The sequence below is a fragment of the Streptomyces flaveus genome (assembly GCF_014647675.1).
Classification (GTDB): domain Bacteria; phylum Actinomycetota; class Actinomycetes; order Streptomycetales; family Streptomycetaceae; genus Streptomyces; species Streptomyces flaveus.
Genome location: NZ_BMPQ01000015.1, coordinates 162775 through 187453 on the forward strand (window position 1 = coordinate 162775; position 24679 = coordinate 187453).

The 24679-nt window shown below is 69.3% G+C and carries 26 protein-coding genes; 15 read left to right on the top strand and 11 right to left on the bottom strand.

Going from position 1 to position 24679, the window contains the following annotated elements:
• Positions 1 to 91 precede the first annotated feature (91 nt).
• The 3 genes from IEZ21_RS27215 to IEZ21_RS27225 form a co-directional block, all read right to left on the bottom strand.
• The gene (locus IEZ21_RS27215) at positions 92 to 1462 is read right to left on the bottom strand and encodes a CoA transferase (protein ID WP_189324512.1); all 1371 of its coding nucleotides are present in this window, start codon (positions 1460 to 1462) and stop codon (positions 92 to 94) included.
• 120 nt (positions 1463 to 1582) lie between these two features.
• A complete protein-coding gene (locus IEZ21_RS27220; protein WP_189324513.1) occupies positions 1583 to 3121 on the bottom strand; it encodes a S8 family peptidase in 1539 nt (512 codons plus the stop codon).
• Between the two features lie 107 nt (positions 3122 to 3228).
• Positions 3229 to 4752 (bottom strand): S8 family peptidase, encoded by a 1524-nt coding sequence (locus tag IEZ21_RS27225; protein WP_189324514.1) that lies wholly within the window; start codon positions 4750 to 4752, stop codon positions 3229 to 3231.
• Positions 4753 to 5127: 375 nt separating this feature from the next.
• Between IEZ21_RS27225 and IEZ21_RS27230 the strand changes: the two genes are divergently transcribed.
• The 3 genes from IEZ21_RS27230 to moaA all read left to right on the top strand — a co-directional run bounded on the left by IEZ21_RS27230 (position 5128) and on the right by moaA (position 8284).
• Positions 5128 to 5484 (top strand): DUF485 domain-containing protein, encoded by a 357-nt coding sequence (locus IEZ21_RS27230; protein WP_189324515.1) that lies wholly within the window; start codon positions 5128 to 5130, stop codon positions 5482 to 5484.
• Complete coding sequence (locus tag IEZ21_RS27235) at positions 5481 to 7130, top strand: monocarboxylic acid transporter (RefSeq protein ID WP_189324516.1); 1650 nt, start codon at positions 5481 to 5483, stop codon at positions 7128 to 7130. Before IEZ21_RS27230 ends, IEZ21_RS27235 begins: the two co-directional genes overlap by 4 nt.
• Positions 7131 to 7294: 164 nt before the next feature.
• Positions 7295 to 8284 carry a GTP 3',8-cyclase MoaA gene (moaA, locus tag IEZ21_RS27240; RefSeq protein WP_189324517.1) on the top strand — a complete coding sequence of 330 codons (990 nt, stop codon included), beginning with the start codon at positions 7295 to 7297 and terminating at the stop codon, positions 8282 to 8284.
• 31 nt (positions 8285 to 8315) lie between these two features.
• On the opposite strand, the gene IEZ21_RS27245 is transcribed toward moaA, so the two are convergent.
• From IEZ21_RS27245 to IEZ21_RS27255, 3 genes are read right to left on the bottom strand one after another with little or no spacing between them, the layout of a single operon-like run.
• The gene (locus IEZ21_RS27245; RefSeq protein WP_189324518.1) at positions 8316 to 8615 is read right to left on the bottom strand and encodes a hypothetical protein; all 300 of its coding nucleotides are present in this window, start codon (positions 8613 to 8615) and stop codon (positions 8316 to 8318) included.
• Between the two features lie 8 nt (positions 8616 to 8623).
• Positions 8624 to 10198, bottom strand: a complete 1575-nt coding sequence (locus IEZ21_RS27250; protein WP_246568177.1) for an AbgT family transporter — start codon at positions 10196 to 10198, stop codon at positions 8624 to 8626.
• Positions 10199 to 10219: 21 nt separating this feature from the next.
• Entirely contained in the window at positions 10220 to 11449 is a 1230-nt protein-coding gene (locus IEZ21_RS27255; protein ID WP_246568179.1) for a metal-dependent hydrolase family protein, read from the bottom strand.
• Between the two features lie 99 nt (positions 11450 to 11548).
• Here IEZ21_RS27255 and IEZ21_RS27260 point away from each other — a divergent pair, with 99 nt between their 5' ends.
• Positions 11549 to 12553, top strand: coding sequence for an Lrp/AsnC family transcriptional regulator (locus IEZ21_RS27260; protein ID WP_189324519.1), 1005 nt, complete (start codon positions 11549 to 11551; stop codon positions 12551 to 12553).
• A gap of 214 nt (positions 12554 to 12767) precedes the next feature.
• Here the strand turns inward: IEZ21_RS27260 and IEZ21_RS27265 are convergent, their stop codons facing one another.
• Positions 12768 to 13154, bottom strand: coding sequence for a DUF3099 domain-containing protein (locus tag IEZ21_RS27265; RefSeq protein ID WP_189324520.1), 387 nt, complete (start codon positions 13152 to 13154; stop codon positions 12768 to 12770).
• A gap of 211 nt (positions 13155 to 13365) precedes the next feature.
• Here IEZ21_RS27265 and IEZ21_RS27270 point away from each other — a divergent pair, with 211 nt between their 5' ends.
• Positions 13366 to 13641: a GlsB/YeaQ/YmgE family stress response membrane protein gene (locus IEZ21_RS27270; RefSeq protein ID WP_189324521.1), complete on the top strand. Its 276-nt coding sequence runs from the start codon at positions 13366 to 13368 to the stop codon at positions 13639 to 13641.
• A 53-nt stretch (positions 13642 to 13694) separates the two neighbouring features.
• Here the strand turns inward: IEZ21_RS27270 and tyrS are convergent, their stop codons facing one another.
• The 3 genes from tyrS to IEZ21_RS27285 all read right to left on the bottom strand — a co-directional run bounded on the left by tyrS (position 13695) and on the right by IEZ21_RS27285 (position 18000).
• The gene (gene tyrS / locus IEZ21_RS27275; protein ID WP_189324522.1) at positions 13695 to 14963 is read right to left on the bottom strand and encodes a tyrosine--tRNA ligase; all 1269 of its coding nucleotides are present in this window, start codon (positions 14961 to 14963) and stop codon (positions 13695 to 13697) included.
• Between the two features lie 125 nt (positions 14964 to 15088).
• A complete protein-coding gene (locus tag IEZ21_RS27280) occupies positions 15089 to 16480 on the bottom strand; it encodes a TldD/PmbA family protein (RefSeq protein ID WP_189324523.1) in 1392 nt (463 codons plus the stop codon).
• The gene (locus tag IEZ21_RS27285) at positions 16477 to 18000 is read right to left on the bottom strand and encodes a TldD/PmbA family protein (RefSeq protein ID WP_189324524.1); all 1524 of its coding nucleotides are present in this window, start codon (positions 17998 to 18000) and stop codon (positions 16477 to 16479) included. The genes IEZ21_RS27280 and IEZ21_RS27285 overlap by 4 nt, the downstream gene beginning before the upstream one ends.
• Positions 18001 to 18134: 134 nt before the next feature.
• Here IEZ21_RS27285 and IEZ21_RS27290 point away from each other — a divergent pair, with 134 nt between their 5' ends.
• The 6 genes from IEZ21_RS27290 (at position 18135) to IEZ21_RS27315 (ending at position 21383) form a co-directional block, all read left to right on the top strand.
• Positions 18135 to 18401 carry a hypothetical protein gene (locus IEZ21_RS27290; protein ID WP_189324525.1) on the top strand — a complete coding sequence of 89 codons (267 nt, stop codon included), beginning with the start codon at positions 18135 to 18137 and terminating at the stop codon, positions 18399 to 18401.
• 124 nt (positions 18402 to 18525) lie between these two features.
• Complete coding sequence (locus tag IEZ21_RS27295) at positions 18526 to 18810, top strand: type II toxin-antitoxin system Phd/YefM family antitoxin (protein WP_033317771.1); 285 nt, start codon at positions 18526 to 18528, stop codon at positions 18808 to 18810.
• Entirely contained in the window at positions 18807 to 19202 is a 396-nt protein-coding gene (locus tag IEZ21_RS27300; protein ID WP_189324526.1) for a type II toxin-antitoxin system VapC family toxin, read from the top strand. The genes IEZ21_RS27295 and IEZ21_RS27300 overlap by 4 nt, the downstream gene beginning before the upstream one ends.
• Before the next feature lie 161 nt (positions 19203 to 19363).
• Positions 19364 to 20068: a 3-oxoacyl-[acyl-carrier-protein] reductase gene (fabG, locus tag IEZ21_RS27305; RefSeq protein ID WP_189324558.1), complete on the top strand. Its 705-nt coding sequence runs from the start codon at positions 19364 to 19366 to the stop codon at positions 20066 to 20068.
• Positions 20069 to 20071: 3 nt separating this feature from the next.
• Positions 20072 to 20839 (top strand): enoyl-ACP reductase FabI, encoded by a 768-nt coding sequence (fabI, locus tag IEZ21_RS27310; RefSeq protein ID WP_033317770.1) that lies wholly within the window; start codon positions 20072 to 20074, stop codon positions 20837 to 20839.
• 193 nt (positions 20840 to 21032) lie between these two features.
• Positions 21033 to 21383, top strand: coding sequence for a hypothetical protein (locus tag IEZ21_RS27315; protein ID WP_189324527.1), 351 nt, complete (start codon positions 21033 to 21035; stop codon positions 21381 to 21383).
• Between the two features lie 4 nt (positions 21384 to 21387).
• Here the strand turns inward: IEZ21_RS27315 and IEZ21_RS27320 are convergent, their stop codons facing one another.
• On the bottom strand, positions 21388 to 22077 hold the full coding sequence (locus IEZ21_RS27320) for a FadR/GntR family transcriptional regulator (RefSeq protein WP_189324528.1): 690 nt from the start codon (positions 22075 to 22077) through the stop codon (positions 21388 to 21390).
• A 49-nt stretch (positions 22078 to 22126) separates the two neighbouring features.
• Here IEZ21_RS27320 and IEZ21_RS27325 point away from each other — a divergent pair, with 49 nt between their 5' ends.
• The 4 genes from IEZ21_RS27325 to IEZ21_RS27335 all read left to right on the top strand — a co-directional run bounded on the left by IEZ21_RS27325 (position 22127) and on the right by IEZ21_RS27335 (position 24657).
• Positions 22127 to 23500 carry a CynX/NimT family MFS transporter gene (locus IEZ21_RS27325; RefSeq protein WP_189324529.1) on the top strand — a complete coding sequence of 458 codons (1374 nt, stop codon included), beginning with the start codon at positions 22127 to 22129 and terminating at the stop codon, positions 23498 to 23500.
• A 51-nt stretch (positions 23501 to 23551) separates the two neighbouring features.
• Positions 23552 to 23668: an SGM_5486 family transporter-associated protein gene (locus tag IEZ21_RS48480; protein WP_106972257.1), complete on the top strand. Its 117-nt coding sequence runs from the start codon at positions 23552 to 23554 to the stop codon at positions 23666 to 23668.
• 177 nt (positions 23669 to 23845) lie between these two features.
• Positions 23846 to 24061 (top strand): hypothetical protein, encoded by a 216-nt coding sequence (locus tag IEZ21_RS27330; RefSeq protein ID WP_189324530.1) that lies wholly within the window; start codon positions 23846 to 23848, stop codon positions 24059 to 24061.
• Between the two features lie 77 nt (positions 24062 to 24138).
• The gene (locus IEZ21_RS27335) at positions 24139 to 24657 is read left to right on the top strand and encodes a SixA phosphatase family protein (protein ID WP_033317766.1); all 519 of its coding nucleotides are present in this window, start codon (positions 24139 to 24141) and stop codon (positions 24655 to 24657) included.
• Positions 24658 to 24679 lie beyond the last annotated feature (22 nt).

Consider the following 24679-nt stretch of genomic DNA (forward strand, 5'->3'; position numbering starts at 1 on the left):
CCCTGGAGAACAACTGGTGCGGAACAACATTCCACCCCTGCATACGCCCCGACCGCCCGTACGACTCAGACCGGGCGCGGAACCTAGCCGCTCAGGTCCACCGCGCGGCATCCGCGCCCCATGGCCCCGGTGGCCGCGACCAGTTCTTCGGCCCACCCGCGAAGAACACCGGCGGAAGGGCGTACCGAAGCCGCCCCAGCCCGCTGTCCGTCTCGCTGAGCCAGGGGGCGGGGCTGTCGTACGTAGCGTCTGCGGGCCCCTCGCCCCGCGTGACCCCGTTCACCAGCCACCCCGCCGTCTGCGCCAGCGCCAGACGCACGAACCGCGTCCCGCCCTCCTCCAACTGCTCCGCGACCGCGCGCAGCACCCCGGCGGCCAGCAGATATCCCGTGCCGTGGTCGATGGCCTGGGCGGGCAGGGCGCCGGGCTTCTCCTCGGAACCCTCCAGCGCCGCGATGCCGGTCGCCACCTGCACCAGGCTGTCGAACCCGCGCCGCCCGCCCCACGGCCCGTACGCACCCCACGCGGACAGCTGCGCCACCACGATCCCGGGCCTGCGCTCGGCCAGCGCCTCCGGTGTGAGCCCGAAGCGGTCCAGGGCACCGGGGCGGTAGCCGGTCACGACGACGTCCGCCGAGGCGAGCAGCTCCTCGAAGGTGTGCCGGTCGGCCGTGAGATCGAGCGTGGCGGACTGCTTGCCGAAGCCCGTGTCCGCGTGCTGGTCGGCGAGTTCGGGCAGCCGTGGCGGGTCGACCCGCAGGACGTCCGCGCCGAGGAGCGCGAGGGTACGGGTCGCGACGGGGCCGGCGATGACGCGCGTGAGATCGAGCACGCGCAGTCCCGCCGCGGGCAACAGCGGATCACCGTCGAGGGGCGCGAGGACGCGTACCCCCGAGGAAGCCATCCGCCCCCGCTCCAGCAGCTCGCGCGCGGCCACTGCCGCGCCCTGCTCGTGCGAGGCCCACTCCTTGGCCGTACGCAGCGCCACGGCGAGCCCTCCGGCCGCGTACACGGCGCTCTCCACCTCCACGGCCGACCGCTCCGCGAGAGCGGCGCCCACGGCCTCCACGGACGCGTCCGCCGACAGCCCCAGAGCCCCGAGCAACCGCGCCCGATGATGCGGATAGTTCGCATGCGTACGCACCCAACCGTCCGCCGTACGCCAGAACCGCGACAGCGGCGCGAAAGTGACCGGCGCCCGTCCGTCCACGAGCAGATGCCGCTCACTCACGAACGCGGTGGCGACGGCTCCGTCATCGACCCGCACCGAAGGGACCTCCCGCCCGCTACGGCGCGCGCCGAGCTCAGCGGCCGCGAGCGCACACGCCCCCACACAGCCCCGCGCCAACTCCCGCACCGGCAACCGCGCCTCCAGCGCCCCGTCCCGTACGACCGCGGAGACCCGCGAGACCAGGGCGGGATCGCCGCCCAGCGCGGACCACAGGTACTCGATGTCAGCCATGAGAGCACTATGCGGCGTTGACCGGTCACCACGGGAGGTGACTTGGATCACTCCATGCGAGAGCCGGGCGCCCCAAGGGCCGCCCGGCTCAACTCCCCGCAGGGAGGCACTGCTTGTCCGCTACTTCGTCACCGCGTCCAGCGCGTCGGCGGTGCCCCAGCCATAGAACCCGTTGCGGTTCTTGCCGCCCTCGCAGACCGCGTCGATCTTGCCGTCGCCGTCGATGTCGTACGGGTCGGTGCACGGTGTGGCGTCGGCCTCCGCGTACAGGAGGGCCTTCACCAACGCCGGCGGGGCGTACGGGTGCGTCGACTTGATGAGCGCGGCCACGCCCGCGACGTGCGGGGAGGCCATCGACGTACCGGCCATGTAGCCCCACTTGCCGCCGGGCACCGGGCCCAGGATGAGGCCGCTGGTGGCGGGCGGAGCCGGGGTCTGGAACGCCGTCGAGTCGCCGCCGGGGGCCGCGATGTCGATGACGCCCAGGCCGTGGTTGGAGAAGGACGACTTGAGGCCCTTCGCGCCGGTCGCCGCGACCGTGACGACACCCGGCAACTGGGTCGGGATGTCAAGGCACTCGGACGGGTCGATCACACGGTCCGACGGGGTGGAGTCGTTCGGCGAGATCGTGTCGGTGATCTCGTCCGCCGCGAGGTCGAAGTTGTCGTTGCCCGCCGCAGCGACGTTGACCACACCCTTCCTCTCGGCGTACCGCGTGGCCCGGGAGTGGGCCTCGACGAGGGCCTTCTGGTCCGGGTCGTTCGTGCAGTTGAAGAGCCACGGGTCGGTGAAATAGCTGTTGTTGGTGACGTCCACACCGTGCTCTGCCGCCCACATGAAGCCGCAGACGACGGCCTCCGTGTAGAAGAACCCGTCCGGGTTGGACACCTTGATGCCGGAGACCTTCACGCCCGGCGCGACGCCCGTGACGCCGACGCCGTTCTTGGCGGCCGCGATCTCACCCGCCACATGCGTGCCGTGCGGACTCTCGGCGGCGCTCGGCCGCCACGCCCCGTCGGCCGTGTCCGGCTTGCCCGACACGCAGTTGACCGACGCCTTGCGGTCGAAGTTGGGCGCGATGTCGGGGTGCGTGTCGTCCACGCCGGTGTCGATCACGGCGACTGTGACGTTCCGGCTGCCGAGCGACTTCTCGTGTGCCTTGTCCGCCTTGATGGCGGGCAGATCCCACTGCAGGGGCTCCAACGGGTCCTGTCCGGCCGCCGCTTCGACGTCCGCGACCTGCTCCGAGGTGAGCACCTTGGGCGTACCGACATCGGTCGTGGACTGCGCGGACAGCGGCGCCGTACGCGTCGCGCCCGCCGACTGAACACCGCGCACCTTGCGGATGGTCTTGGCGAAGTCGGCGTTCGACGAGTGGACGACGATCACGCCGATCTTGTCGTACGACGTCACGACGGTGCCGCCGGCCTTGCTGATGGCCTTCTTCACGTAAGAGGAAGTGCCGTGACCGGGACGGACGTTGACGACATAGCTGAGCGAGGTCGCCTCCGCCGAGAGGGCCGACAGCTGCGGCGCGGCGTCCTCGGCCGCCGGGGCCGCCGAAGCGCCGGTGTTCGGCAGGAAGACGAGTGCCGTCGCCATGGCCATCCCGAGCGGGATCGCCATGGCACGGCGGGAGCGCGTATGAGGCGCTGTCATGGGGGGTCTCCAGTTCGTTCGCTGTACGAGCGTTACGGGCCGTGCGGGGCCGGGTCCGAGGTGGGCTTCCGAAAGTGTCGTACGTCCGAAGTGGCCCACAAGCCCGCCTACTTGACCGCTCGCAGCGCGTTGACGATGCCGTAACCGTAGAAGCCGTTCACGCGCTTGCCGCCCTCACAGGTGGCGTCCACGACACCGTCGCCGTTACCGTCGTAGTCCGTCGGGCAGGCCTGGCTGTCCGCCTGCGCCTTCAGCAGCGCCTGGAGCTGGCCCGGAGTCGCCCACGGGTACTTGGACTTGAGCAGCGCGGCGACACCGGAGGCGTGCGGCGCCGCCATCGACGTGCCCTGCAGGTAGCCGTACGCGTTGTTCGGCATGGTGGACAGGATCCGGCCGTTCTTCGACGGGGTGTCCGGGATCTGGTAACGGTCTCCGCCCGGCGCCGCGATGTCGATGACGCCCTTGCCGTACGTGGAGTAGTACGACTTGGTGTTGTTGACGCCGGTCGCGCTGACCGTGACGATGCCCGGTAGCTGGGTCGGCACGTCGAAGCACTCGTGCGGGTCGATGGTGCGGGTGACCGGGGTCGAGTCGTCGGGGCTGGAGTCGTCGACGATCGCGTCCGAGTCGAGGTCGTGGTTGGAGTTGCCCGCCGAGGCGAGGTGCAGGGTGCCCTTCTTCGTGGCGTACTGCTGGGCCCGGTTCACCGCGTCGACGATGGCCCGCTGGTCGGGGTCGTCCATGCAGTTGTAGAGCCACGGGTCCACGTAGTAGCTGTTGTTGGTGATCTCGACGCCGTGGTCCGCGGCGAACACGAAGGCGCAGACGACGCTCTCCGGGTAGAACAGGCCGTTCGCCCGGTCGGTCACGTTGATGCTGGACACCTTCACGCCGGGCGCGACACCGGCCACGCCGACGTCGTTGCGTGCCGCGGCGATCTCACCGGCCACGTGCGTGCCGTGGTAATCCTCCGGGGTGTACGGACGCCAGGCACCCTCGCTGGTGTCCGCCACGCCGCCGTTGCAGTTGGCCGACTGGGAGGCGGAGAAGTTCGGTGCGATGTCCGGGTGGGTGTCGTCGACGCCGGTGTCGATCACGGCGACGGTGACCTTCTTGCTGCCCGGGTTGATCTTCGCGGCCTTGTCGGCGCCGATCGCGCGCAGGTCCCACTGGTCGGCCTCGAGGGGCTCCTCGGCGGCCGCACCCCTGGCCTCGACCTTGGCGGCCTCGGCAGCCGACAGAAGCTGCGCCGCACCCTCGTCCGTCGTCCCCGCCGGCGTCAGCGGCGTGGTGCGCGTCGCACCCGCGGACTGCACCCCGCGTACGGCACGAATCTGCTTGCCGAACTCCGCGTTGGTCGAGTGGACGACAATGACGCCGATCTTCTTGTACGTCGCGACAACCGTGCCGTCGGCCTTGGCTATCGCCTTCTTCACCGACTCGATCGTGCCGTGGTCCGTCTTCTTCGTGTTGACCACGTACGCGAGGTTCGGGCCCTCCTCTGCGGCCACGGCGGGCGCGTCGACCGGGGCGGCCGAGGCGACGCCCGGCAGGAAGCCGAGCGAGGCGGTGAGGGACAGCACGAGCGGCACGGCAAGCGCAAGACGGCGTCTGGAGCGCAGATGAGCCATGGGGTCTCCACATCATCCGGAAAAGGAACCGGCCCGAACACAGGTGGTGCTCGGGCAGGTACATGACTTGAGTGGTGCAGTGGCGAAGCTATCTCCCGTGATCCCTGGCCAGCAACGACTTACAGGAAATGACTTCCGAAAGAACGGCCGTGCGTTGAACCGGTCTTGGCGTCGCCCCGTGACCTTGGGCAGGGGCGAGAGCACCAGCGAGCCCCTGTTGGATCACGCCCGTAAGGCCCTAACATCGCCACTCGGCCCACGTGATCCACACCTCCGTGAGGTCACAACACAGCCATGTCCAGAGCCAGTTCAACCCTTTACCCCCATCCGCCCGCTTCCGATTCGGACGCCGCAACCGCAACGCGAGGAGACTCCGTGGCTACCGACGCACCGCCCCCCTCGAAATCCCAGCCTCACCTCCCCACCACCGAGGAGTTCGTCGAGGTGCAGGAGAGCGCTGAGTTCGGTGAACTACGCCGCGCCCACCGCTCCTTCGCCTTCCCGCTCACCGTCGGCTTCATCAGCTGGTACCTGCTGTACGTCCTGCTGTCGAACTACGCGGGCGGCTTCATGGGCACCAAGCTGTTCGGCAACATCAACGTCGCCCTCGTCTTCGGTCTCGCCCAGTTCCTCACCACGTTCCTCATCGCCTGGTGGTACGAGCGGCACTCCTCCAGCAAGCTCGACCCCAAGGCCCACGCGATCAAGACCCGGATGGAGGGCGGCGAATGAGCCCCGCGATCACTCAGGTCCAGCTCGCCGCGAGTGAAGTGCAGCTCGCGGCGAACGAGGCCAGCGAGCACCGGCCGCTGATCATCTCCCTGTTCGCGGCCTTCGTCATCGCCACCCTCTTCATCACCGTATGGGCGGGCCGGCAGACCAAGGACGCCGCCGACTTCTACGCGGGCGGACGGCAGTTCAGCGCCTTCCAGAACGGACTCGCCGTATCCGGCGACTACATGTCCGCCGCGTCCTTCCTGGGCATCGCGGGCGCGATCGCCCTCTTCGGATACGACGGCTTCCTGTACTCCATCGGCTTCCTGGTCGCCTGGCTGGTGGCCCTGCTCCTGGTCGCCGAGCCGCTGCGCAACTCCGGCCGCTACACCATGGGTGACGTGCTGGCGTACCGCATGCGCCAGCGCCCGGTCCGTACGGCCGCCGGTACCTCCACGATCGTCGTCTCGATCTTCTACCTGCTGGCGCAGATGGCCGGCGCGGGCGTCCTCGTCTCGCTGCTGCTCGGCATCACCTCCGACGCCGGCAAGATCCTCATCGTCGCCCTCGTCGGCGTCCTGATGATCGTGTACGTCTCCATCGGCGGCATGAAGGGCACCACCTGGGTCCAGATGGTCAAGGCCGTGCTGCTCATCGGCGGCACCATCCTGATCACCTTCCTGGTGCTGCTGAAGTTCAACTTCAACATCTCCGACCTGCTCGGCACGGCCGCCGAGAACAGCGGCAAGGGCGCCGCCTTCCTGGAGCCCGGCCTCCAGTACGGCGCGACCGGCACCACCAAGCTGGACTTCATCTCGCTCGGCATCGCCCTGGTGCTCGGCACCGCCGGCCTGCCGCACATCCTGATCCGCTTCTACACGGTGCCCAACGCCAAGGCCGCCCGGAAGTCCGTGAACTGGGCGATCGGCATCATCGGCGGCTTCTACCTGATGACCATCGCGCTCGGCTTCGGCGCGGCCGCGCTCATCTCGCAAAAAGAGATCACCGATTCCAACCCGTCCGGCAACACGGCGGCGCCCCTGCTCGCCCTGCACCTGGGCGGCGTCGACTCGGCCTGGGGCGCGATCCTGCTCGCCGTGATCTCCGCAGTGGCCTTCGCGACGATCCTCGCCGTGGTCGCCGGCCTCACCCTCGCCTCGTCCTCCTCGTTCGCCCACGACATCTATGCGAACGTCATCAAGAAGGGCAAGGCCACCGAGAAGGAGGAGGTCAGGGCGGCCCGTCTGGCGACCATCGGCATCGGCGCCGTCTCCATCCTCCTGGGTTCCCTCGCCCGCGACCTGAACGTCGCCGGCCTCGTCGCCCTCGCCTTCGCGGTCGCCGCCTCCGCCAACCTGCCGACGATCCTCTACAGCCTGTTCTGGAAGCGGTTCACCACCCAGGGCGCCCTGTGGTCGATCTACGGCGGTCTGATCGTGGCCGTCGGCCTGGTGCTGTTCTCGCCCGTCGTCTCCGGAGACCCCAAGGCGATGTTCCCCGACGTCGACTTCGCCTGGTTCCCGCTGAAGAACCCGGGCATCATCTCCATCCCGTTCGGCTTCCTGATGGGCTGGCTCGGCACCGTCCTGTCCAAGGAGGAGCCGGACACCGGCAAGTACGCCGAGCTGGAGGTGCGCTCGCTCACCGGTACCGGGGCCCACTGAGGTTCCCGTCCACCTCGCGGCCGCGTCGTAGATCTCTGGAGGTCTCCACGACGCGGCCGCGTCGCGTCCGGTGTGATCCGGCTGCCGTCGTTGTCAGTCCTGTCACGTAGGCTCGCTGGTGACTGGAATTCATATGAGTGTTCGCGCGAGTGGAGGGGGCCCACGTGCTCATCGACACCTATGGCCGTGTGGCCACCGATCTGCGTGTGTCGCTGACGGACCGTTGCAATCTGCGGTGCACGTACTGCATGCCCGAAGAGGGCCTGCAGTGGCTCGCCAAACCCGACCTGCTCACGGACGACGAGATCGTCCGCCTCATCGACATAGCCGTACGGCAGTTGGGCATCACCGAGGTCCGCTTCACCGGCGGCGAGCCCCTGCTGCGCCCCGGACTCGTCGGCATCGTGGAGCGCGTGGCCGCGCTTGAGCCACGCCCCCAGATGTCCCTGACCACCAACGGCATCGGCCTCAGGCGCACGGCGCCCGCCCTGAAGGCGGCGGGCCTGGACCGGGTGAACGTCTCCCTGGACACGCTGCGCCCCGACGTCTTCAAGACCCTCACCCGCCGCGACCGCCACAAGGACGTCATCGAGGGCCTCGAAGCCGCCCGCGAGGCGGGCCTGAACCCCGTCAAGGTCAACACCGTCCTGATGCCGGGGCTGAACGACGACGAGGCCCCGGACCTGCTGGCCTGGGCCGTGGAACACGACTACGAACTGCGCTTCATAGAGCAGATGCCGCTCGACGCCCAGCACGGCTGGAAGCGTGAAGGCATGGTCACCGCCGGCGACATCCTCACCTCGCTGCGCACCCGCTTCGAGCTCACCGAGGAGGGCTCCGAGAAGCGGGGCGCGGCCCCGGCCGAGCGCTGGCTCGTCGACGGTGGCCCGCACCGCGTCGGGGTCATCGCCTCGGTCACCCGCCCGTTCTGCTCGGCCTGCGACCGTACGAGGCTCACGGCCGACGGCCAGGTCCGTACCTGCCTCTTCGCCCAGGAGGAGACCGACCTGCGCGCCGCCCTGCGCTCGGACGCGCCGGACGAGGAGATCGCCCGCATATGGAAGCTGGCGATGTGGGGCAAGAAGGCGGGCGCGGGCCTGGACGACCCGTCGTTCGTGCAGCCGCAGCGTCCGATGTCGGCGATCGGCGGCTAGGAGTTCCTCTGAGCTTCCGGGGACTCCGGGGCTAAGCCTCCGGGGACTGCGGTGGCTCCTGACGTTCCAGGGGTTCCTGGGACTCCCAGTCCTCCAGGAGCACGACGTCCTTCAAGAAGCCGCGTACGCCAAGGAACTTGGACAGGTACTCGCGGTGCTCCTCGCACGCCAGCCAGGTCTTGCGGCGGTCTGGGGTGTGCAGCTTCGGGTTGTTCCAGGCGAGCACCCATACCGCGTCGGCCCGGCAGCCCTTGGCGGAGCAGATGGGCGAGGCCGGTTCGGAGCCGGGAACGTTCAGGATCACGCCCCCGACCCTAACCCTTTGTGGCATCGCCACCCTTACGGCATCTCGATGCCGGCGCCCGGTCCCAGCGGCAGGTCGAACACATAGAAGATCCCGAGCACGGCCAGCCACGCCACCAGGAACGGCACCACATAGATCGCGAGCCGCGACATCAGCGTGCCCAGCTGCGCCCCCGGCTCGTACCTCCGCATCAGCGCAAGGGACAGGAACAGATAGGGATTCAGCGGCGTGATCATCTGCGTCGCCGAGTCGGCGATCCGGAACGCCGCCAGGGTCAGCGCCGGGGACATGCCGATCAGCATGAACGTCGGCACGAAGACGGGCGCCATCAGCGACCACAGAGCGGAACCGGACGAGATCAGCATGTTCAGCACGGTCACCACCAGCACGAACAGCACCAGTGCGAGGAAGCCGGTGAGCCCCGCCGACTCCAGCAGCGCCGCACATTTCACCGCCAGCAGAGTGCCGACGTTCGACCAGTTGAAGACCGCGATGAACTGCGCGATGACGAGGATCAGCACGATGTAGCCGGACATCGAGGTGATCGACTCGCCCATCATCTTCGGCACGTCGTTCTTGTGCGTCACCGTGCGCGCAGCGACCCCGTACACCACGCCCGCGATCACAAACGCGCCGAACAACAGCGGCACGATGCCGCTGAGCACCGGCGACGGGATGAGCGCTCCGCCCTCGCCGCGCAGCGGGCTGCCCGGCAGCAGCCAGGCAACGAGGACCACGGCCGTGTACACACCGACCGCCGCGGCGGACAGCAGCAGACCGCGCCGCTGCTCCTTGCTGATCTCGGTCGTCAGGGACTCTTCGTCACCCGAGGAGCCGTCGCCCGAGGAGCCGTCACCGGTGGGCGCCGGCAGCCGCGGCTCCAGCACGCGCGCGGTCAGGAAACCGCCGATGAGCGCCAGCACCACACTGGCCGAGGCGGTGAAGAAATAGTTGACCAGCAGATGCGTGGGCGCTTCCTGCCCCATCGGCAGCGCGGCGGCGACCTTCTCCGTGATGCCCGCGTACAGAGCGTCCAGGGCACCCACCGTGAAGCCCGCCGAATAGCCCGCGCACACACAGGCGAAGGCCCCGACGAGCCCGGCCACCGGATTGCGCCCGGCCGCCCTGAACGCGAGCGCCGCCAGCGGCGGAATCACCAGGATCGCGATATCGCTCATCACATGGCCCTGGCAGGCCACGAACGCCACCACATACGGCAGCAGCCGCGCGGGAGCCCGGGCGATGGTCGCCTTGACCGCCGTCTCCAGCAGGCCCGTTCGCTCGGCGACACCGACGGCCATCATCATCAGCAGGACGGTCCCCAGCGGCGGGAATCCCGTGAAGTTGGTGAGCGCGTTCTCCAGGAGCCAGCTGATCCCCTCCCCGGTCAACAGTCCCTTGATCGCGAGGCGTTCGTCCGAACCCGGGACCGTCACCCCGGCGTCCGTCCACGCCAGCACGGTGGACGTCACCGCGAGGACCACGAAGAGGACGCCGAACAGGTAGAAGGGGTGGGGGAGTCGGTTGCCGAGGCGCTCCAAGGCGCCCATGAGCCGGTCGAGTCTGCTGTTGCCGGGCGTGGGGGCCGGCGGAGTGAGGGTGTCCTGCACGACGGTCGCCTTTCAGAGGGTTCATTCGGTGAGCGTGTTCTTGCGTACGACGCCCTGCTGGATCACGCACCGAATGTGCGTCGGGTCGGCCAGCAGGGAGATGTCGGCCACCGGGTCGCCGTCGCACACGACGATGTCGGCGGCCTTGCCGGGCTCCAGCGTCCCCAACCGCTCGTCCAGACCGAGCAGTTCGGCGGCTACGCGGGTACCGGCCGCGATCGCGTCCATCGGGGACATCCCGAGCGAGACGAGGTGCGTCAGCTCGCGAAGGTTCTGGCCGTGCGGACAGATGGCGGCATCCGTCCCCATCGCGATGCGCAGCCCGTCCGCGATCGCGGCGGAGATGTTCTCCTTGGTGATCCCGGACCAGCGCATCTTCTTCGCGTAGTGGTAGGGCGCCATGGTCGACTTGTCGATGCCGTCGAAGACCGTGGACAGCGTCGGTACGACGAACACGTCCCGTTCTCCGGCCAGTTCACGCGCTTCGGCGTCGAGGCCGTACCCGTGCTCGATGCTGGTGACGCCCCCGCGGATCGCGTTGAGAATGCCGGCCGTGCCCTGCGCATGCGCGGCCACCGGGCGCCCGCCGTGCCGGCGGACCTCGTCGACGACCGTGCGGATCTCGTCCACGGTCAGCCCCTCGTCCTCCGGCTGGTCGTGCGGGCTGCCCATGCCGCCGGTCGCGCACAGCTTGATGACGTCGGCGCCGTCCCGCAGCAGCCGCCGTACGGCCTTGCGCACCTCGTCCACGGTGTCCGCGATCTCGCCCACACCACCGCTCACGTCGATGCCCGAGGGAGTGGTGAAGTCGGCGTGTCCGCCGGTGTGCCCGATGATGCGGACGGCGGTGTGCAGCCGGGGGCCCTCGATCAGGCCATCGGTCACCGAAGTACGGAACCCTGCGGGCAGCCCGCCCAGGTCGCGCGCCGTGGTCACCCCGGCATGCAGCGTCCGGCGCAGCCGCTCGGCGGTACGGAAGGTCTCCACGGTCGGATCGGCGGCGAACCGGGTGCCCAGTTCCCGGCCACTCTCCATGCCGAAGTGCACATGGCAGTCGATAAAGCCGGGCAGCACCGTCCGGCCCGCCACATCCATGACACGGATGCCCTCGTCGGTGCAGGGAGCGCCCTGTGCGGGGCCCGCGTAGACGAGATCGCCCTGCTCGTCCGCCAGGACCACTCCGCCGCTCACGGGCGCGCGTCCGGTCCCGTCCACGATGCGGGCGTTGACGATCTTCAAGGGGGAGGCCACGAGTACTGCTCCTCATGTTCGGCTCTTGGAGTGGGTAGCCTCCAGCAACCGCTCAACGCCGCCGTAATTTCGCAGGAATCAGTCAGTGAGGCATTTGAAATGCACGAATTGGGCGAGCTGGACCTCGCCATCGTGAACGCCCTGCAGATCCAGCCCCGCGCCCCCTGGGCCCTGGTCGGCCAGGCGCTCGGCGTGGACGCGGTCACCGTCGCCCGCCGCTGGAAGCGGCTCACGGACAGCGGCGCCGCCTGGGTGGACGGCTATCTGGTCCCGACGGCCGACGGCCGGGTCCTGGCCCAGGTCGAGATCGTCACCGAGGCGGCACAGGCCTCCCGGGTCGCCCAACTCCTCGCGCACGACGTCCAGGCGATGAGCGTGAAACAGACTTCCGGGGCCCGCGACATCCTCGCCATCGTCTGGGCGTACGACCTCGACGGCCTCGTCGACTACATCGGTGAGCGCATCGCACTCTGCCCCGGCGTGCGCTCGACGCGCTCCCACGTCGTCACCGCCGCTCCCTTCGAGGGCAGCCGCTGGCGGCTGCGCAGCCTCTCCGCCGATCAGCGCGCCCTGCTCCGCCCGCCCGAGCGGCAACCGTTCCCTGCCGAGCCATTGCGCCCTCTTGACCGGCGCATCGTCGTGGCCCTCGGCGAGGACGGCCGGATGCCCCTCAAGCAGCTCGCCGAGCGCACTGGCACGAGCGTCGCCACCGCACGCCGCCGTCTGAACCAGCTGCTCTCCGCCGGCCAGCTCGTTCTGCGCTGCAGCCTGGCGCGCCCGCTGACCGGCTGGCCCGTATCCGCCGTCTACTTCGCGTCCGTACCGGCCGAACACCTGGAAGCGGCCTCGACCTCACTGCGTACGCTGCCGGAGCTGCGACTCTGCGCGATCACCGCGGGCCCGCACAACCTGATCCTCGACGTATGGCTGCGCGGTGTCCACGACGTGCACCGTCTCGAAGCACACCTGGAGCAGGAGATGGCACATCTGCGATTCCAGGTCGACGACCGGGCAGTGGTGCTGCGTACGGAGAAGAACGTGGGCCGCGTACTCGACCGGCGCGGCTACAGCGTGACGGCGGTGCCGATGGAGGAGAACCAGTAAAAAAGCCGGGAGAAACCCCGCGACAAAAGGCGACGCCGAGCAGCCACGGGGGGAGCTGCCCGGCGTCGGTCTGTCGCTCCGACGGGGGATGCGGAGCGCGTACGAAGTATGTCACGGGTGACCCGCTGCCCGGCACTGGAACAGCATGATTGATCTGAGCTTTTCTTGAGCTTGGTGCCGCCGTGAAGGTCCGGCCGCCATGGATCGGCGGTGGTCAGGTCCGCTCGTGCGGCTCGCCCTGGGCGTCGGCCGGGGAATCGGCCGCGACGTCTTCCGGGACGGATTCCGCGGCATCGTCCGGTCGGGACTCCGTGAGCATCGGCCGGGTGGGCACGGTGACGAACGTCGACGGCAGCGACGGCGCGTTCTCCCGGCCCGCGTTGGCGATCACCACGGCGATGTACGGGAGAACGACGCCGAGCACCAAGGCGACGACGGCGACGTGCCGTTCGACGTTCCAGAGGGTGGCCGCGAGGATCACGGCGACCGTACGGACGGACATCGAGATGACATAGCGGCGCTGCCTGCCGCGCACGTCGTCGGCGAGCCCCTGCCTGGCCCCGGTGATCCGGAAGACTTCGGCTTCGCTGTGCTTCCGCATCACGTTCCACCACCCGCCTGCATCGGACGCGCACCGGTCCGTACCACCTCTACGGTACGCCGCACATGCGCCGCGTTCGAGACCGGGTCCCGTCCTCTTCGGGTCGGGGGCCGCTGCGTCGTACCGCGTATGGCGGTGCCCGGCATGCGTCGTACGACGGCCAGGCCGAAGCTGGGCGAAACGCTCGCGCAGAGCCGTACAGGAGGCAGCCATGGGCTGGTTGTGGGCGATCATCGTCGGCTTCGTGCTTGGTCTGCTGGCCAAGGCGATCATTCCGGGCAAGCAGCACAGCCCACTCTGGCTGACCACGATCTTCGGGATGATCGGCGCCATCGTGGGCAACTCGATCGCCCGCGGTATCGGCATCGACGAGACCCGCGGCATCGACTGGGGCCGCCACGGCCTCCAGCTCGCTGCCGCGGTCATCCTCGTCTTCCTCGGCGACATGCTGTACACGGCCGTACGGGGCGGCAGACAGAGAGCCTGACGGCAGATGAAGGGGGCGGCCGGCCGGCCACCCCCTCCACCCATGCATGGTGCTCAGCCGCCCGTGACCTCCACCGCCGCAAGGTTCTTCTTGCCGCGCCGCAGCACCAGCCACCGCCCGTGCAGCAGGTCCTCCTTGGCGGGGACGGCGTCCTCGCCCGCGACCTTGACGTTGTTCACGTACGCCCCGCCCTCCTTGACCGTGCGGCGCGCGGCCGACTTGCTGGCCACCAGACCGACCTCGGCGAAGAGGTCCACCACCAGGGTCGGCTCCGCGACCTGGATGTGCGGCACCTCGGACAGCGCCGCACTCAGCGTCGCCTCGTCCAGCTCACCCAGCTCACCCTGACCGAAGAGGGCGCGCGACGCGGCGATCACGGCGGCCGTCTGCTCGGCGCCGTGCACCAGCGTCGTCAGCTCCTCGGCCAGCGCCCGCTGGGCGGTACGGGCCTGCGGACGCTCCTCGGTGACCTTCTCCAGCTCCTCCAGCTCCTCGCGGGACTTGAAGGACAGGATCCGCATGTACGCCGAGATGTCCCGGTCGTCCGCGTTCAGCCAGAACTGGTAGAACGCGTACGGCGTCGTCATCTCCGGGTCGAGCCAGATGGCACCGCCCTCGGTCTTGCCGAATTTCGTGCCGTCCGCCTTGGTCATCAGCGGCGTCGCCAGCGCGTGGACCTCGGCATGCGGCTCCAGGCGGTGGATCAGGTCCAGGCCCGCCGTGAGGTTGCCCCACTGGTCGCTGCCGCCCTGCTGGAGCGTGCAGCCGTGCCGGCGGTACAGCTCAAGGAAGTCCATGCCCTGCAGCAGCTGGTAGCTGAACTCCGTGTAGCTGATGCCCTCCTCGGACTCCAGGCGCCGTGCGACCGAGTCCTTCGTGAGCATCTTGTTGACGCGGAAGTGCTTGCCGATGTCCCGCAGGAACTCGATGGCCGACATCCCGGCCGTCCAGTCCAGGTTGTTCACCATCACCGCGGCGTTCTCACCCTCGAAGGACAGGAACGGCTCGATCTGCCCGCGCAGCCGGTCGACCCAGTTCGCGACCGTCTCCGGGTCGTTCAGCGTGCGCTCCGCCGTCGGGCGCGGGTCGCCGATCTGGCCGGTCGCCCCACCCACCAGGGCCAGCGGGCGCAGGCCCGCCAGCTGAAGACGGCGCATGGTGAGGACCTGCACCAGGTGGCCGACGTGCAGACTGGCCGCCGTCGGGTCGAAGCCGCAATAGAACGTGACGGGACCGTCCGCGAGCGCCTTGCGCAAAGCGTCCTCGTCAGTGGACAGGGCGATCAGCCCGCGCCACTTCAGCTCGTCGACGATGTCCGTCACGGTTCTCGTATCTCCTTGGATGATCTTCGGGCGGTCGAGTGACAGCCGACTACGAGGTTATACGTCCCGACTGACAGAGCCCACGGCATCAAGCGCCCCGGCCCCCAGGCCCTGACCGACGGACGTCATACGCCCTGACTGACGGAGCTCATATTGAAGTCGGGGATGCGCAGGGCGGGCATCGCGGCCCGGGTGAACCAGTCGCCCCACTCCCTCGGCAGCGTCTTCTCCGTGCGTCCCGCCTCGGTCGCCCGGCCCAGCAGATCGACCGGCGACTCGTTGAACCGGAAGTTGTTCACCTCGCCCGTGACCTCGCCGTTCTCGACCAGGTAGACGCCGTCCCGGGTCAGCCCGGTCAGCAGCAGCGTGGCCGGGTCGACCTCGCGGATGTACCAGAGGCAGGTCAGCAGCAACCCGCGCTCGGTAGCGGCGACCATCTCCTCGAGGGACTTGTCCTGGCCGCCGTCGAGGATCAGGTTGCCGATGGCGGGAGCCACCGGCAGTCCGGTCAGGCCCGCGCTGTGCCGGGAGCTGACCAGATGCGCCAGCTCGCCCGCACGGATCCACTCGGTGGCCTGGAGGGGCAGCCCGTTGTCGAACACCGAGGAGTCGCCCCCGGAGGAGTGCGCGAGCTCGAAGGGCGCGCACTCCAGGCCCGGCTCGTTCGGGTCGCTGCGCAGCGTCAGGGGGAGCTCTGCGAGCTTCTCGCCGATGCGCGTACCGCCGGGCTTGCTGAACACCGTCCGGCCCTCGGCCGCGTCCCGGGCCGACGACGACCACAACTGGTAGATCAGCAGATCCGCGACAGCGGTCGGCGGCAGCAGCGTCTCGTACCGCCCGGCAGGCAACTCGACGCGCCGCTCCGCCCACCTCAGGCGCGTGGCCAGCTCCGCGTCGAGCGCCGCCGGGTCCACGTCCTTGAAGTCCCGCGTCGACCGCCCCGCCCACGCGGAGCGCGTACGGTCAGGCGACTTGGCGTTCAACTCCAGCGTGCCGTTGGGCTGGTCGTGCCGCAGACGCAGCCCCGTCGACGTACCGAGGTAGCTGGAGACGAACTCGTGGTTGGCGAAGCCGTACAGCTCGCGTCCGCCCTCACGCGCGCGGGCGAACGATTCGCCGAGCGCCGGGGCGAAGTCCGCGAAGACGCCCGAGGAGGTCTCGGTGGGCGCGTCCGTGAACTCGGGGGACTGAGCGACCCCCGTCACCAGCGGCTGCGCGTCCTCGGCCGGACCCGCGCCCCGCGCCGCGGCCTCGGCGGACCGTACGAGCGGCTCCAGATCGTCCGCGGTCACGGCCGAGCGTGAGACGACCCCGGAGGAGGTGCCCTTCTTGCCGTCGACGGTCGCGATGACGGTCAGCGTGCGCCCGCGTGTGACCCCGTTCGTGGTCAGCGCGTTGCCCGCCCAGCGCAGATTGGCCGTCGAGTACTCGTCCGCGATCACGACGCAGCCGTCGGCCCGGGACAGCTCGAGGGCGCGCTCGACGACCTCGTGCGGCTTGTTCGTACGCGCGCTCATCGACCGGCCTCCTGCGTGGTGTTAAGGATGTTGACGCCCTTGAAGAGGGCGGACGGGCAGCCGTGCGAGACCGCCGCGACCTGGCCCGGCTGGGCCTTGCCGCAGTTGAAGGCACCGCCCAGGACGTACGTCTGCGGGCCGCCGACCGCGGCCATCGAGCCCCAGAAGTCGGTGGTCGTCGCCTGGTACGCGACATCCCGCAACTGGCCCGTGATCCGCCCGTTCTCGATCTTGAAGAAGCGCTGTCCGGTGAACTGGAAGTTGTAGCGCTGCATGTCGATGGACCACGAGCGGTCGCCGACGACATAGATCCCGCGGTCGACACCGCTGATCAGGTCCTCGGTGGAGAACCCGCCGGGATCCGGCTGGAGCGACACGTTGGCCATGCGCTGCACCGGCACATGGCCGGGGGAGTCGGCGTACGCGCAGCCGTTGGACCGTTCGAAGCCGGTCAACTTCGCGATTCTGCGGTCGAGTTGGTAGCCGACCAACGTCCCGTCCCTGACCAGGTCCCAGGACTGCCCTGCGACGCCCTCGTCGTCGTACCCGATCGTCGCGAGCCCGTGCTCGGCGGTCCGGTCGCCGGTGACGTTCATCAGCTCGGAGCCGTACCGCAGCTTGCCCAGCTGGTCGAAGGTGGCGAAGGATGTCCCGGCGTACGCCGCCTCGTAGCCGAGCGCGCGGTCCAGTTCGGTGGCGTGTCCGATGGACTCGTGGATCGTCAGCCACAGGTTGGACGGGTCGACGACCAGGTCGTACGCCCCCGCCTCGACGCTCGGCGCCCGCATCTTCTCGGCGAGCAGCTCCGGGATCCGCTCCAGCTCGGACTCCCAGTCCCAGCCGGTGCCCGTGAGGTACTCCCAGCCGCGCCCCACCGGCGGCGCGATCGTCCGCATGGAGTCGAACTCGCCGCTCGACTCGTCGACCGCGACGGCGGTGAGCTGCGGATGCAGCCGCACGCGCTGCTGCGTGGTGACGGTCCCCGCCGTATCGGCATAGAACTTGTTCTCGTGCACCGTCAGCAGCGAGGCGTCCACATGGCTGACCCCGTTGGCCGCCAGCAGCCGCGCACTCCAGTCCGTGAGCAGCCCCACCTTCTCGTCGTCCGGTACGGAGAAGGGGTCGATCTCGTACGAGGAGACCCAGGTCTTCTCGGCATGCACCGGCTCGTCGGCCAGCTCCACACGCTCGTCGGAGCCCGCCGCCTTGATCACCTGCGCCGACAGCTTCGCCATCGCCACGGCCTGCGAGGCGACCTTCGCGGCGGCGTCCATCGTCATGTCGACACCGGAAGCAAACCCCCAGGTCCCGCCGTGCACCACCCGCACCGCGAACCCCAGATCCGTCGTGTCCGACGACCCGGACGGCTTGCCGTCCCGCAGCCGCCAGGCCGCACTGCGCACTCGCTCGAACCGGAAGTCGGCGTGCTCGGCGCCGAGTGCGCGGGCGCGCGCGAGGGCGGCGTCGGCCAGGGCCCTCAGGGGCAGTGCCAGGAATGACTGATCGACCTCATGGGCCACGAGCGGCCTCCCCTTGTCACCGTTAGCGAGAAGTGTTTGTCCGCAGTGAATCATGCAGCGCCGACACTCTTGCTTCCAACGAATTCACTGGCCGAGGTGCGTGTCTCCTTTGCCTGCCGCTGAGTTGAGGAAGCATGCCCAGCAACGGCCGCTCCAGGAAGGCGAAGCCGAAAGCACAGGCTCGCCGCAAGCACTCGTCCCGGCCCACCTCCCGCTTCCACGCCTCCGGCGCGGAAGCCGCCACGGCGATGGAGGAGCCGGCCGACCAGTACCCGGAGCACCGGGAGGAAACCCTTCTGGAAGCCGCGAGCGAATGGACCCCGGCCAAGGAGTTCCAGCGGGCGCTCGCCATCTACGACCGGCTGCTGGAAGAAGGCTGCGGGAACCCTGCGCCGGCGTGAACGGGTGAGGCGGCAGCGAGGGTGTTCCACCCGGAAGAGAAGCTGAACGCAATCGACGATGTAGGTACCATCGTAGAGATGTAGGCACAATGTGCTGTGTCCTGCCGTAGCGAAGGAACCCGGCATGAGCACCATTTCCGTTCGAGAGTTCTCGTACAACCCCAGCGCCGTCTTCGCCCGCGTGGAGAAGGGCGAGGCGGTCCAGGTGACCCGGCACGGCAACGTCATCGCCATACTGTTGCCCGGCTCCGGACCGGTGGCCCGATATGCCGACCTTGTGGCCCAGGGCAAGATCCGACTCAAGGCGGCGACCAGCGCGGACAGGGCGCGGCTGCCGCACTACGAGGTCCCCGCTGACGTCTCGCCGCTCGACCTGCTGCTCGCCGAGCGCGAGGAGGACGACCGTTGATCTACCTCGACTCCTCGGCGCTGATCACCTGGCTGACCAGGCGGGACTACTCCACGCAACTGGACGCCTTCCTCGACGAGCGCCCAGCGGCCCCTTTCGCCACCAGCACGATCGGTTTCGTGGAGACCGTGCGGACCCTGGACCTCATGGGTGACTTCCCCACGGCCATGAGCGATCTTCAACGAGACATCACGGAGATCCTCGTGACGGAGGAGGTCCGGGACCAGGCGGCAGGCCTCCCCGGTCGCCTGCGCACTCTGGATGCCCTGCACGTGGCCAGTGCACTGACGCTCGGTGACTCCTTGCAATGCCTTGTCACGTACGACAAGCGGATGCTGGAGGCGGCGCGAGCGGCGGCTCTGCCCGCATACGCACCCGGCATGGCGGACTGATACAGCCGCCTCCGAGCCGCGCCGACTGTAGAGACCCGACAGGAGGCGGGCGGAGCCACTGTCGATGGCGGATTGTCCGCAAGCCGGGCGCGACCGATAGGTTTTCGAGGTAACCGCCTGCCATGCAGGGGCACCAGTCCGGCTATCGAAAGGGTGATCCGTTGAGCCGCTCGGTTCTCGTCACCGGAGGAAACCGGGGCATCGGCCTCGCCATCGCCCGCGCTTTCGCCGACGCGGGCGACAAGGTCGCGATCACGTACCGCTCGGGCGAGCCGCCAGCCGGCTTCCTCGCGGTCAAGTGCGACATCACCGACACCGAGCAGGTGGAGCAGGCCTACAAGGAGATCGAGGCCGAGCACGGCCCGGTCGAGGTGCTGATCGCCAACGCCGGCGTCACCAAGGACCAGCTGCTGATGCGTATGTCCGAGGAGGACTTCACGTCCGTCCTGGACACCAATCTGACGGGCACCTTCCGGGTCGTGAAGCGCGCCAACCGCGGCATGCTGCGCGCCAGAAAGGGCCGCGTCGTCCTGATCTCCTCGGTCGTCGGGCTGTACGGCGGCCCGGGCCAGGCCAACTACGCCGCCTCCAAGGCCGGTCTGGTCGGCTTCGCGCGCTCCCTCGCCCGCGAGCTGGGCTCGCGCAACATCACCTTCAACGTCGTCGCGCCGGGCTTCGTCGACACCGACATGACCAAGGTGCTCACCGACGAGCAGCGCGGGGACATCGTGAAGCAGGTGCCGCTCGGCCGGTACGCGCAGCCCGAGGAGGTCGCCGCGACGGTGCGGTTCCTCGCTTCGGACGACGCCTCGTACATCACTGGAGCCGTCATCCCCGTAGACGGCGGACTGGGAATGGGTCACTGAGCCATGAGCGGAATCCTCGAGGGCAAGCGCGTCCTGATCACCGGTGTGCTGATGGAGTCCTCCATCGCCTTCCACACCGCCAAGCTGGCCCAGGAGCAGGGCGCCGAGATCATCCTGACCGCGTTCCCGCGGCCCACGTTGACCGAGCGCATCGCCAGGAAGCTCCCCAAGCCCACCAAGGTCATCGAGCTCGACGTCACCAATGACGAGCACCTCGGGCGACTGGCCGACATCGTCGGCGAGGAGCTCGGCGGCCTCGACGGCGTCGTGCACTCCATCGGCTTCGCCCCGCAGGACGCCCTCGGCGGCAACTTCCTCAACACGCCGTTCGAGTCCGTGGCCACCGCGATGCACGTCTCGGCGTACTCCCTGAAGTCGCTGACCATGTCCTGCCTGCCACTGATGCAGAACGGCGGCTCGGTCGTCGGCCTCACCTTCGACGCCCAGTACGCCTGGCCGCAGTACGACTGGATGGGCCCGGCCAAGGCCGCCCTGGAGGCCACCAGCCGCTACATGGCGCGTGACCTGGGCAAGCAGAACATCCGTTGCAACCTCATCTCCGCCGGCCCTCTCGCCTCGATGGCCGCCAAGTCCATCCCGGGCTTCAGCGAGCTGGCCTCCGTGTGGGACAACCGCTCGCCCCTGGAGTGGGACCTCAAGGACCCCGGGCCGGCCGGCCGCGGCGTCGTCGCGCTGCTCAGTGACTGGTTCCCGAAGACCACTGGCGAGATCATCCACGTGGACGGCGGCCTGCACGCGATTGGCGCGTGACGCTGCCGCTGTGGTTTGACCGGCTCGACTGATGGGTGAGGGCCCGCGATCTGCCGACCGTCCGGCAGATCGCGGGCCCTCACCCATCACTCGTTCGGCCTACCCGGCCGGGCGGTCAGGGGTGGCAACTGCGCACTCTGGATCAGGCGTTCATCACGCGTCCCTCCCCGGCACGGCAGAGGGGGTCCCCCTTGTGCGCCTTTCCCCGCGCTTCGCTCCGCTGCTGGTCGTTCTCGCTCTCCCGCTCATACCGGCCTACGACGATGCCCCGGACACCACGAAAACGGCCCTCCACGCGCGCGTACCCGTCGTCAGGCCCTTCGGGTCGGAGTGCCGGATCAGGGTCGAGGGCTCGTATGTGACCGCGTACTGCCACAACCCGTATCCGGAGATCGACCGGGTCGCCCTGCACATCGAGTGCGACCGGTGGTGGGACATCGACAGCGACGGGACCCGGGTCGCGGTGGGGCCCACGCAGACCGTGCGTCTGGCCGGCCGGTGCTGGAAGGAGGTCCGCTCGGCGTGGGTCACGCACCGGAGGTGACGCATCAGTCTCCGGAGGGAGCAGGACCCCTCGGGCGGCACAGGAACGGATAGCTCGCGGCCTCCGTGGCGGCGGACTCCGCGTCGCCCGCGCGGATCGCGTCCACCAGGCGCGTGTGGTCCATGTGCGTCTCGGGCGTCAGCTCCTCGCCCACGTCCTCGCGCAGCCAGTCGCGCACGACCTCGCCGAGGTCCGCGTACATCGCCGTCATGACGTCGTTGTGGGACGCGGCCACCACCGCCATGTGGAACGACGTGTCGGCGATGACGAAGGCCTCCGCGTCGCCCGACTCCCAGGCCTCCTCGCGGCGCACCAGGAGCGCGTCCAGCTGCTTCAGGTCGCGTTCGGTACGGCGCTCGGCGGCCAGCTTCGCGGCGCTCGACTCCAGCGTGGAGCGCAGCTCGGCGATGTGCCGGGGATCGGCGTCCGCGAAGCGGCGGTGCATCACGCCCGCCAGCTCACTGGTCGCCACGACGTACGTGCCCGAGCCCTGGCGGATGTCGAGCAGGCCGTTGTGCGCGAGCGCGCGCACGGCCTCGCGAACCGTGTTCCGGGCCACGCCCAGCTGCTCGACCAGCTCCGGCTCGGTGGGGATGCGGGAGCCGACCGGCCATTCGCCCGAGGTGATCTGGCCGCGCAGTTCGGCGATGACCTGCTCGGACAGTGCCGATCGTCGGGGATGGCTCAGGGGCATGGCATTTCTCCGTGGACAGACGGTGGACAACCAATCATCCCATGATTCTATGATGGGCGGCATGGCAAGCGAGGAAACCCGTACGGAAACCCGGACGCCGACGTCCGCATCCGAGCCCATGCCCTTACGCAGTTCCTCCGGAGCCGACGATTCCCCGAAGCCCGCGGCCCCGCGCGCGTGGGGGACGCGCCTGGTGATCGTCGGCCTCGTCCTCACGGCCCTCAACCTGCGGCCCGCGATCACCAGCCTCGGCGCCCTCCTCGAAGAGGTGCGCACCGGCCTCGGCATGAGCGGCAGCGTCGCCGGACTGCTCACATCCGTACCGGCTCTCTGCTTCGCCGTCTTCGGCGTGATGGCACCGCGCCTCGCCCGCCGCTTCGGGCCCGGCACCGTGGTGTGCGCCGGCATGGTGTCCATCACCGCGGGCCTGGCGATCCGGCCCTTCGCCGGGAACACGGTCGGCTTTCTCGCTGCCAGCGCCCTCGCACTCATGGGCATCGCGGTCAGCAACATCCTGATGCCGGTGATCGTCAAGCGCTGGTTCCCGGACCGGGTCGGCTCCATGACCGGCCTGTACTCCATGGCCATGGCCCTCGGCACCGCCGCCCCGGCCGCCGTGACGGTGCCCATGACCGGGGCTCTGGGCGGCAGTTGGCAGTCGGGGCTCGCCGTGTGGGCGGGCCTCGCGGCCGTTGCCGTGGTGCCGTGGATTCTGCTCGTACGCGAACGGGGGGCGCCCTCGGTGCCCGGCGCGGCCTCGGCTTCCGGTACGGCTTCGGCTTCTGGCGTGGCCTCGGCTCCCGTGGCACGCCAGGGTCCGGACGCGCTGCGGATCACCCGAAGCCGTACCGCCTGGGCGCTCGCCGTCTTCTTCGGGCTCCAGGCCACCGCCGCGTACATCACGATGGGGTGGATGCCGCAGATCTTCCGTGACGCGGGTGTCCCGGCGGGCACGGCCGGACTGCTCCTCGCCGTCACGATGGTCATGGGTGTGCCACTGGCGTTCGTCATCCCGCGCGTGGCGACGCGCCTGCCCCACCAGGGACCGATCGCGATCGCCCTCGGCCTGTGCGGCCTCACCGGATACGCGGGTCTCTACTTCGCCCCGGCGGGCGGCGCCTGGGCCTGGGCGCTGCTGCTCGGTGTTGCCAACTGTGCCTTCCCGCTGGCCCTCACTCTGATCGGCATGCGGACCCGGTCCAGCGCCGGGGTCGCGAAGCTCTCGGCCTTCGCGCAGAGCACCGGTTACCTGATCTCGATCCCCGGACCGCTGCTGGTGGGCGTGCTCTACCAGCACAGCGGCGGCTGGGGGCTGCCGCTCGCACTCATGACGGCCCTGATGATCCCGCAGCTCGTGGTGGGCTTCCTGGCCGGGCGCGACCGCACTGTCGAGGAGGAGACCGAGCGCCGGTCCCGCCCTTGAGCGGCCGACCCCACCGGTGAGGGGGCGTACGAAGGGTGCGAGACTGGCCGTATGCCCGTGCTCGACCCGAACCCCAAGAACGGCCAGAAGAAGATGCTGCTCGTCTTCGGCGCCTTCTTCGCCATCTTCGTGATCATCGGCGTCATCGCGTCGATCGCTTCGCCGTGATGCCGTTGCCCCACCCCCTAGGGGATGGTGGGGCTAGCCCCACCATCCCCTAGGGGGTGAGTGTCAGGGTCAAGTGGGTGGATCACCGGATGGGTTGAGGGCTCTTCATTCCGTAGCTTCGAACTGTGGCCGCGAAGACGCGGATCCACGGACCTCTCGAAGACCCACGGAGGCGGCATGTCGGCCCGTACGCACACCCGGCACAGCTCGGCGACCAGGGGCGGCGTCGAGGCCCGGCTGCCCTGGTGGGCCGTCGCCCTGCCCGCGCTCGCCTTCGTCGCACTGCTGTTGCTGATACTCAACCCCGCGGACGCCCACGCGGCGAGCGGCGACCCCGCGGTCGGCGAGCTCATCGAGCGCATCCAGCAGACGGTGCTGCCCCAGGGCTCCTGAGCTGGAGGATCTGCCATGTCGGGGCAGCGTGCCAACTCTCTGCGCTCCATGGCGTGTTTCATGCGAAGCTGGGTTCCATGAGCGTCGCAGAACCCCGCAGGATTGTCCTCTTCCGGCATGCGAAAGCCGACTGGCCACAGGTGTCCGACCATGAGCGGCCGCTCGCTGAGCGGGGCCGCAAGGACGCCGCCGTCGCCGGGCGCAAGCTGGCCGACACCGGCATCCCCTTCGATCTGGCCCTCTGCTCCACCGCGGCCCGCACCCGCGAGACATGGAAACTCGCCGTCCACGAGTTCCCGCATCGGCCGAAAACGGTCTATGAGGAGCGGCTCTACGAGGCCTCGCCCGGCGAGCTGATCGCCGTGCTCAACGAAACCCCGGACGACATGCAGAACGTGCTCCTGATCGGCCACAACCCCGGAGTGCAGGCCCTCGCCGACATCCTGGCCGGCCAGTCCGAGGGCGACGCCCGTGAGCGGATGAGCAGCCGCGACTTCCCCACCGCAGCGTTCGCCGTGCTCAGCTTCTCCGGCTCCTGGAAGACCCTGGAGCCCGGCCTGGGCACGCTGCTCGACTACTGGGCGCCGACCGAATAACCCGCCCCTACACAGACGGGCC

Excerpts from the sequence above, each read along its gene's own strand:
- IEZ21_RS27215 (WP_189324512.1), bottom strand. The coding sequence starts at position 1,462 with ATGGCTGACATCGAGTACCTGTGGTCCGCGCTGGGCGGCGATCCCGCC.
- IEZ21_RS27220 (WP_189324513.1), bottom strand. The coding sequence starts at position 3,121 with ATGACAGCGCCTCATACGCGCTCCCGCCGTGCCATGGCGATCCCGCTC.
- IEZ21_RS27225 (WP_189324514.1), bottom strand. The coding sequence starts at position 4,752 with ATGGCTCATCTGCGCTCCAGACGCCGTCTTGCGCTTGCCGTGCCGCTC.
- IEZ21_RS27235 (WP_189324516.1), top strand. The coding sequence starts at position 5,481 with ATGAGCCCCGCGATCACTCAGGTCCAGCTCGCCGCGAGTGAAGTGCAG.
- IEZ21_RS27245 (WP_189324518.1), bottom strand. The coding sequence starts at position 8,615 with ATGCCACAAAGGGTTAGGGTCGGGGGCGTGATCCTGAACGTTCCCGGC.
- IEZ21_RS27260 (WP_189324519.1), top strand. The coding sequence starts at position 11,549 with ATGCACGAATTGGGCGAGCTGGACCTCGCCATCGTGAACGCCCTGCAG.
- IEZ21_RS27265 (WP_189324520.1), bottom strand. The coding sequence starts at position 13,154 with ATGCGGAAGCACAGCGAAGCCGAAGTCTTCCGGATCACCGGGGCCAGG.
- IEZ21_RS27270 (WP_189324521.1), top strand. The coding sequence starts at position 13,366 with ATGGGCTGGTTGTGGGCGATCATCGTCGGCTTCGTGCTTGGTCTGCTG.
- IEZ21_RS27280 (WP_189324523.1), bottom strand. The coding sequence starts at position 16,480 with ATGAGCGCGCGTACGAACAAGCCGCACGAGGTCGTCGAGCGCGCCCTC.
- IEZ21_RS27290 (WP_189324525.1), top strand. The coding sequence starts at position 18,135 with ATGCCCAGCAACGGCCGCTCCAGGAAGGCGAAGCCGAAAGCACAGGCT.
- IEZ21_RS27295 (WP_033317771.1), top strand. The coding sequence starts at position 18,526 with ATGAGCACCATTTCCGTTCGAGAGTTCTCGTACAACCCCAGCGCCGTC.
- fabI (WP_033317770.1), top strand. The coding sequence starts at position 20,072 with ATGAGCGGAATCCTCGAGGGCAAGCGCGTCCTGATCACCGGTGTGCTG.
- IEZ21_RS27320 (WP_189324528.1), bottom strand. The coding sequence starts at position 22,077 with ATGCCCCTGAGCCATCCCCGACGATCGGCACTGTCCGAGCAGGTCATC.
- IEZ21_RS27325 (WP_189324529.1), top strand. The coding sequence starts at position 22,127 with ATGATGGGCGGCATGGCAAGCGAGGAAACCCGTACGGAAACCCGGACG.
- IEZ21_RS48480 (WP_106972257.1), top strand. The coding sequence starts at position 23,552 with ATGCCCGTGCTCGACCCGAACCCCAAGAACGGCCAGAAGAAGATGCTG.
- IEZ21_RS27330 (WP_189324530.1), top strand. The coding sequence starts at position 23,846 with ATGTCGGCCCGTACGCACACCCGGCACAGCTCGGCGACCAGGGGCGGC.
- IEZ21_RS27335 (WP_033317766.1), top strand. The coding sequence starts at position 24,139 with ATGAGCGTCGCAGAACCCCGCAGGATTGTCCTCTTCCGGCATGCGAAA.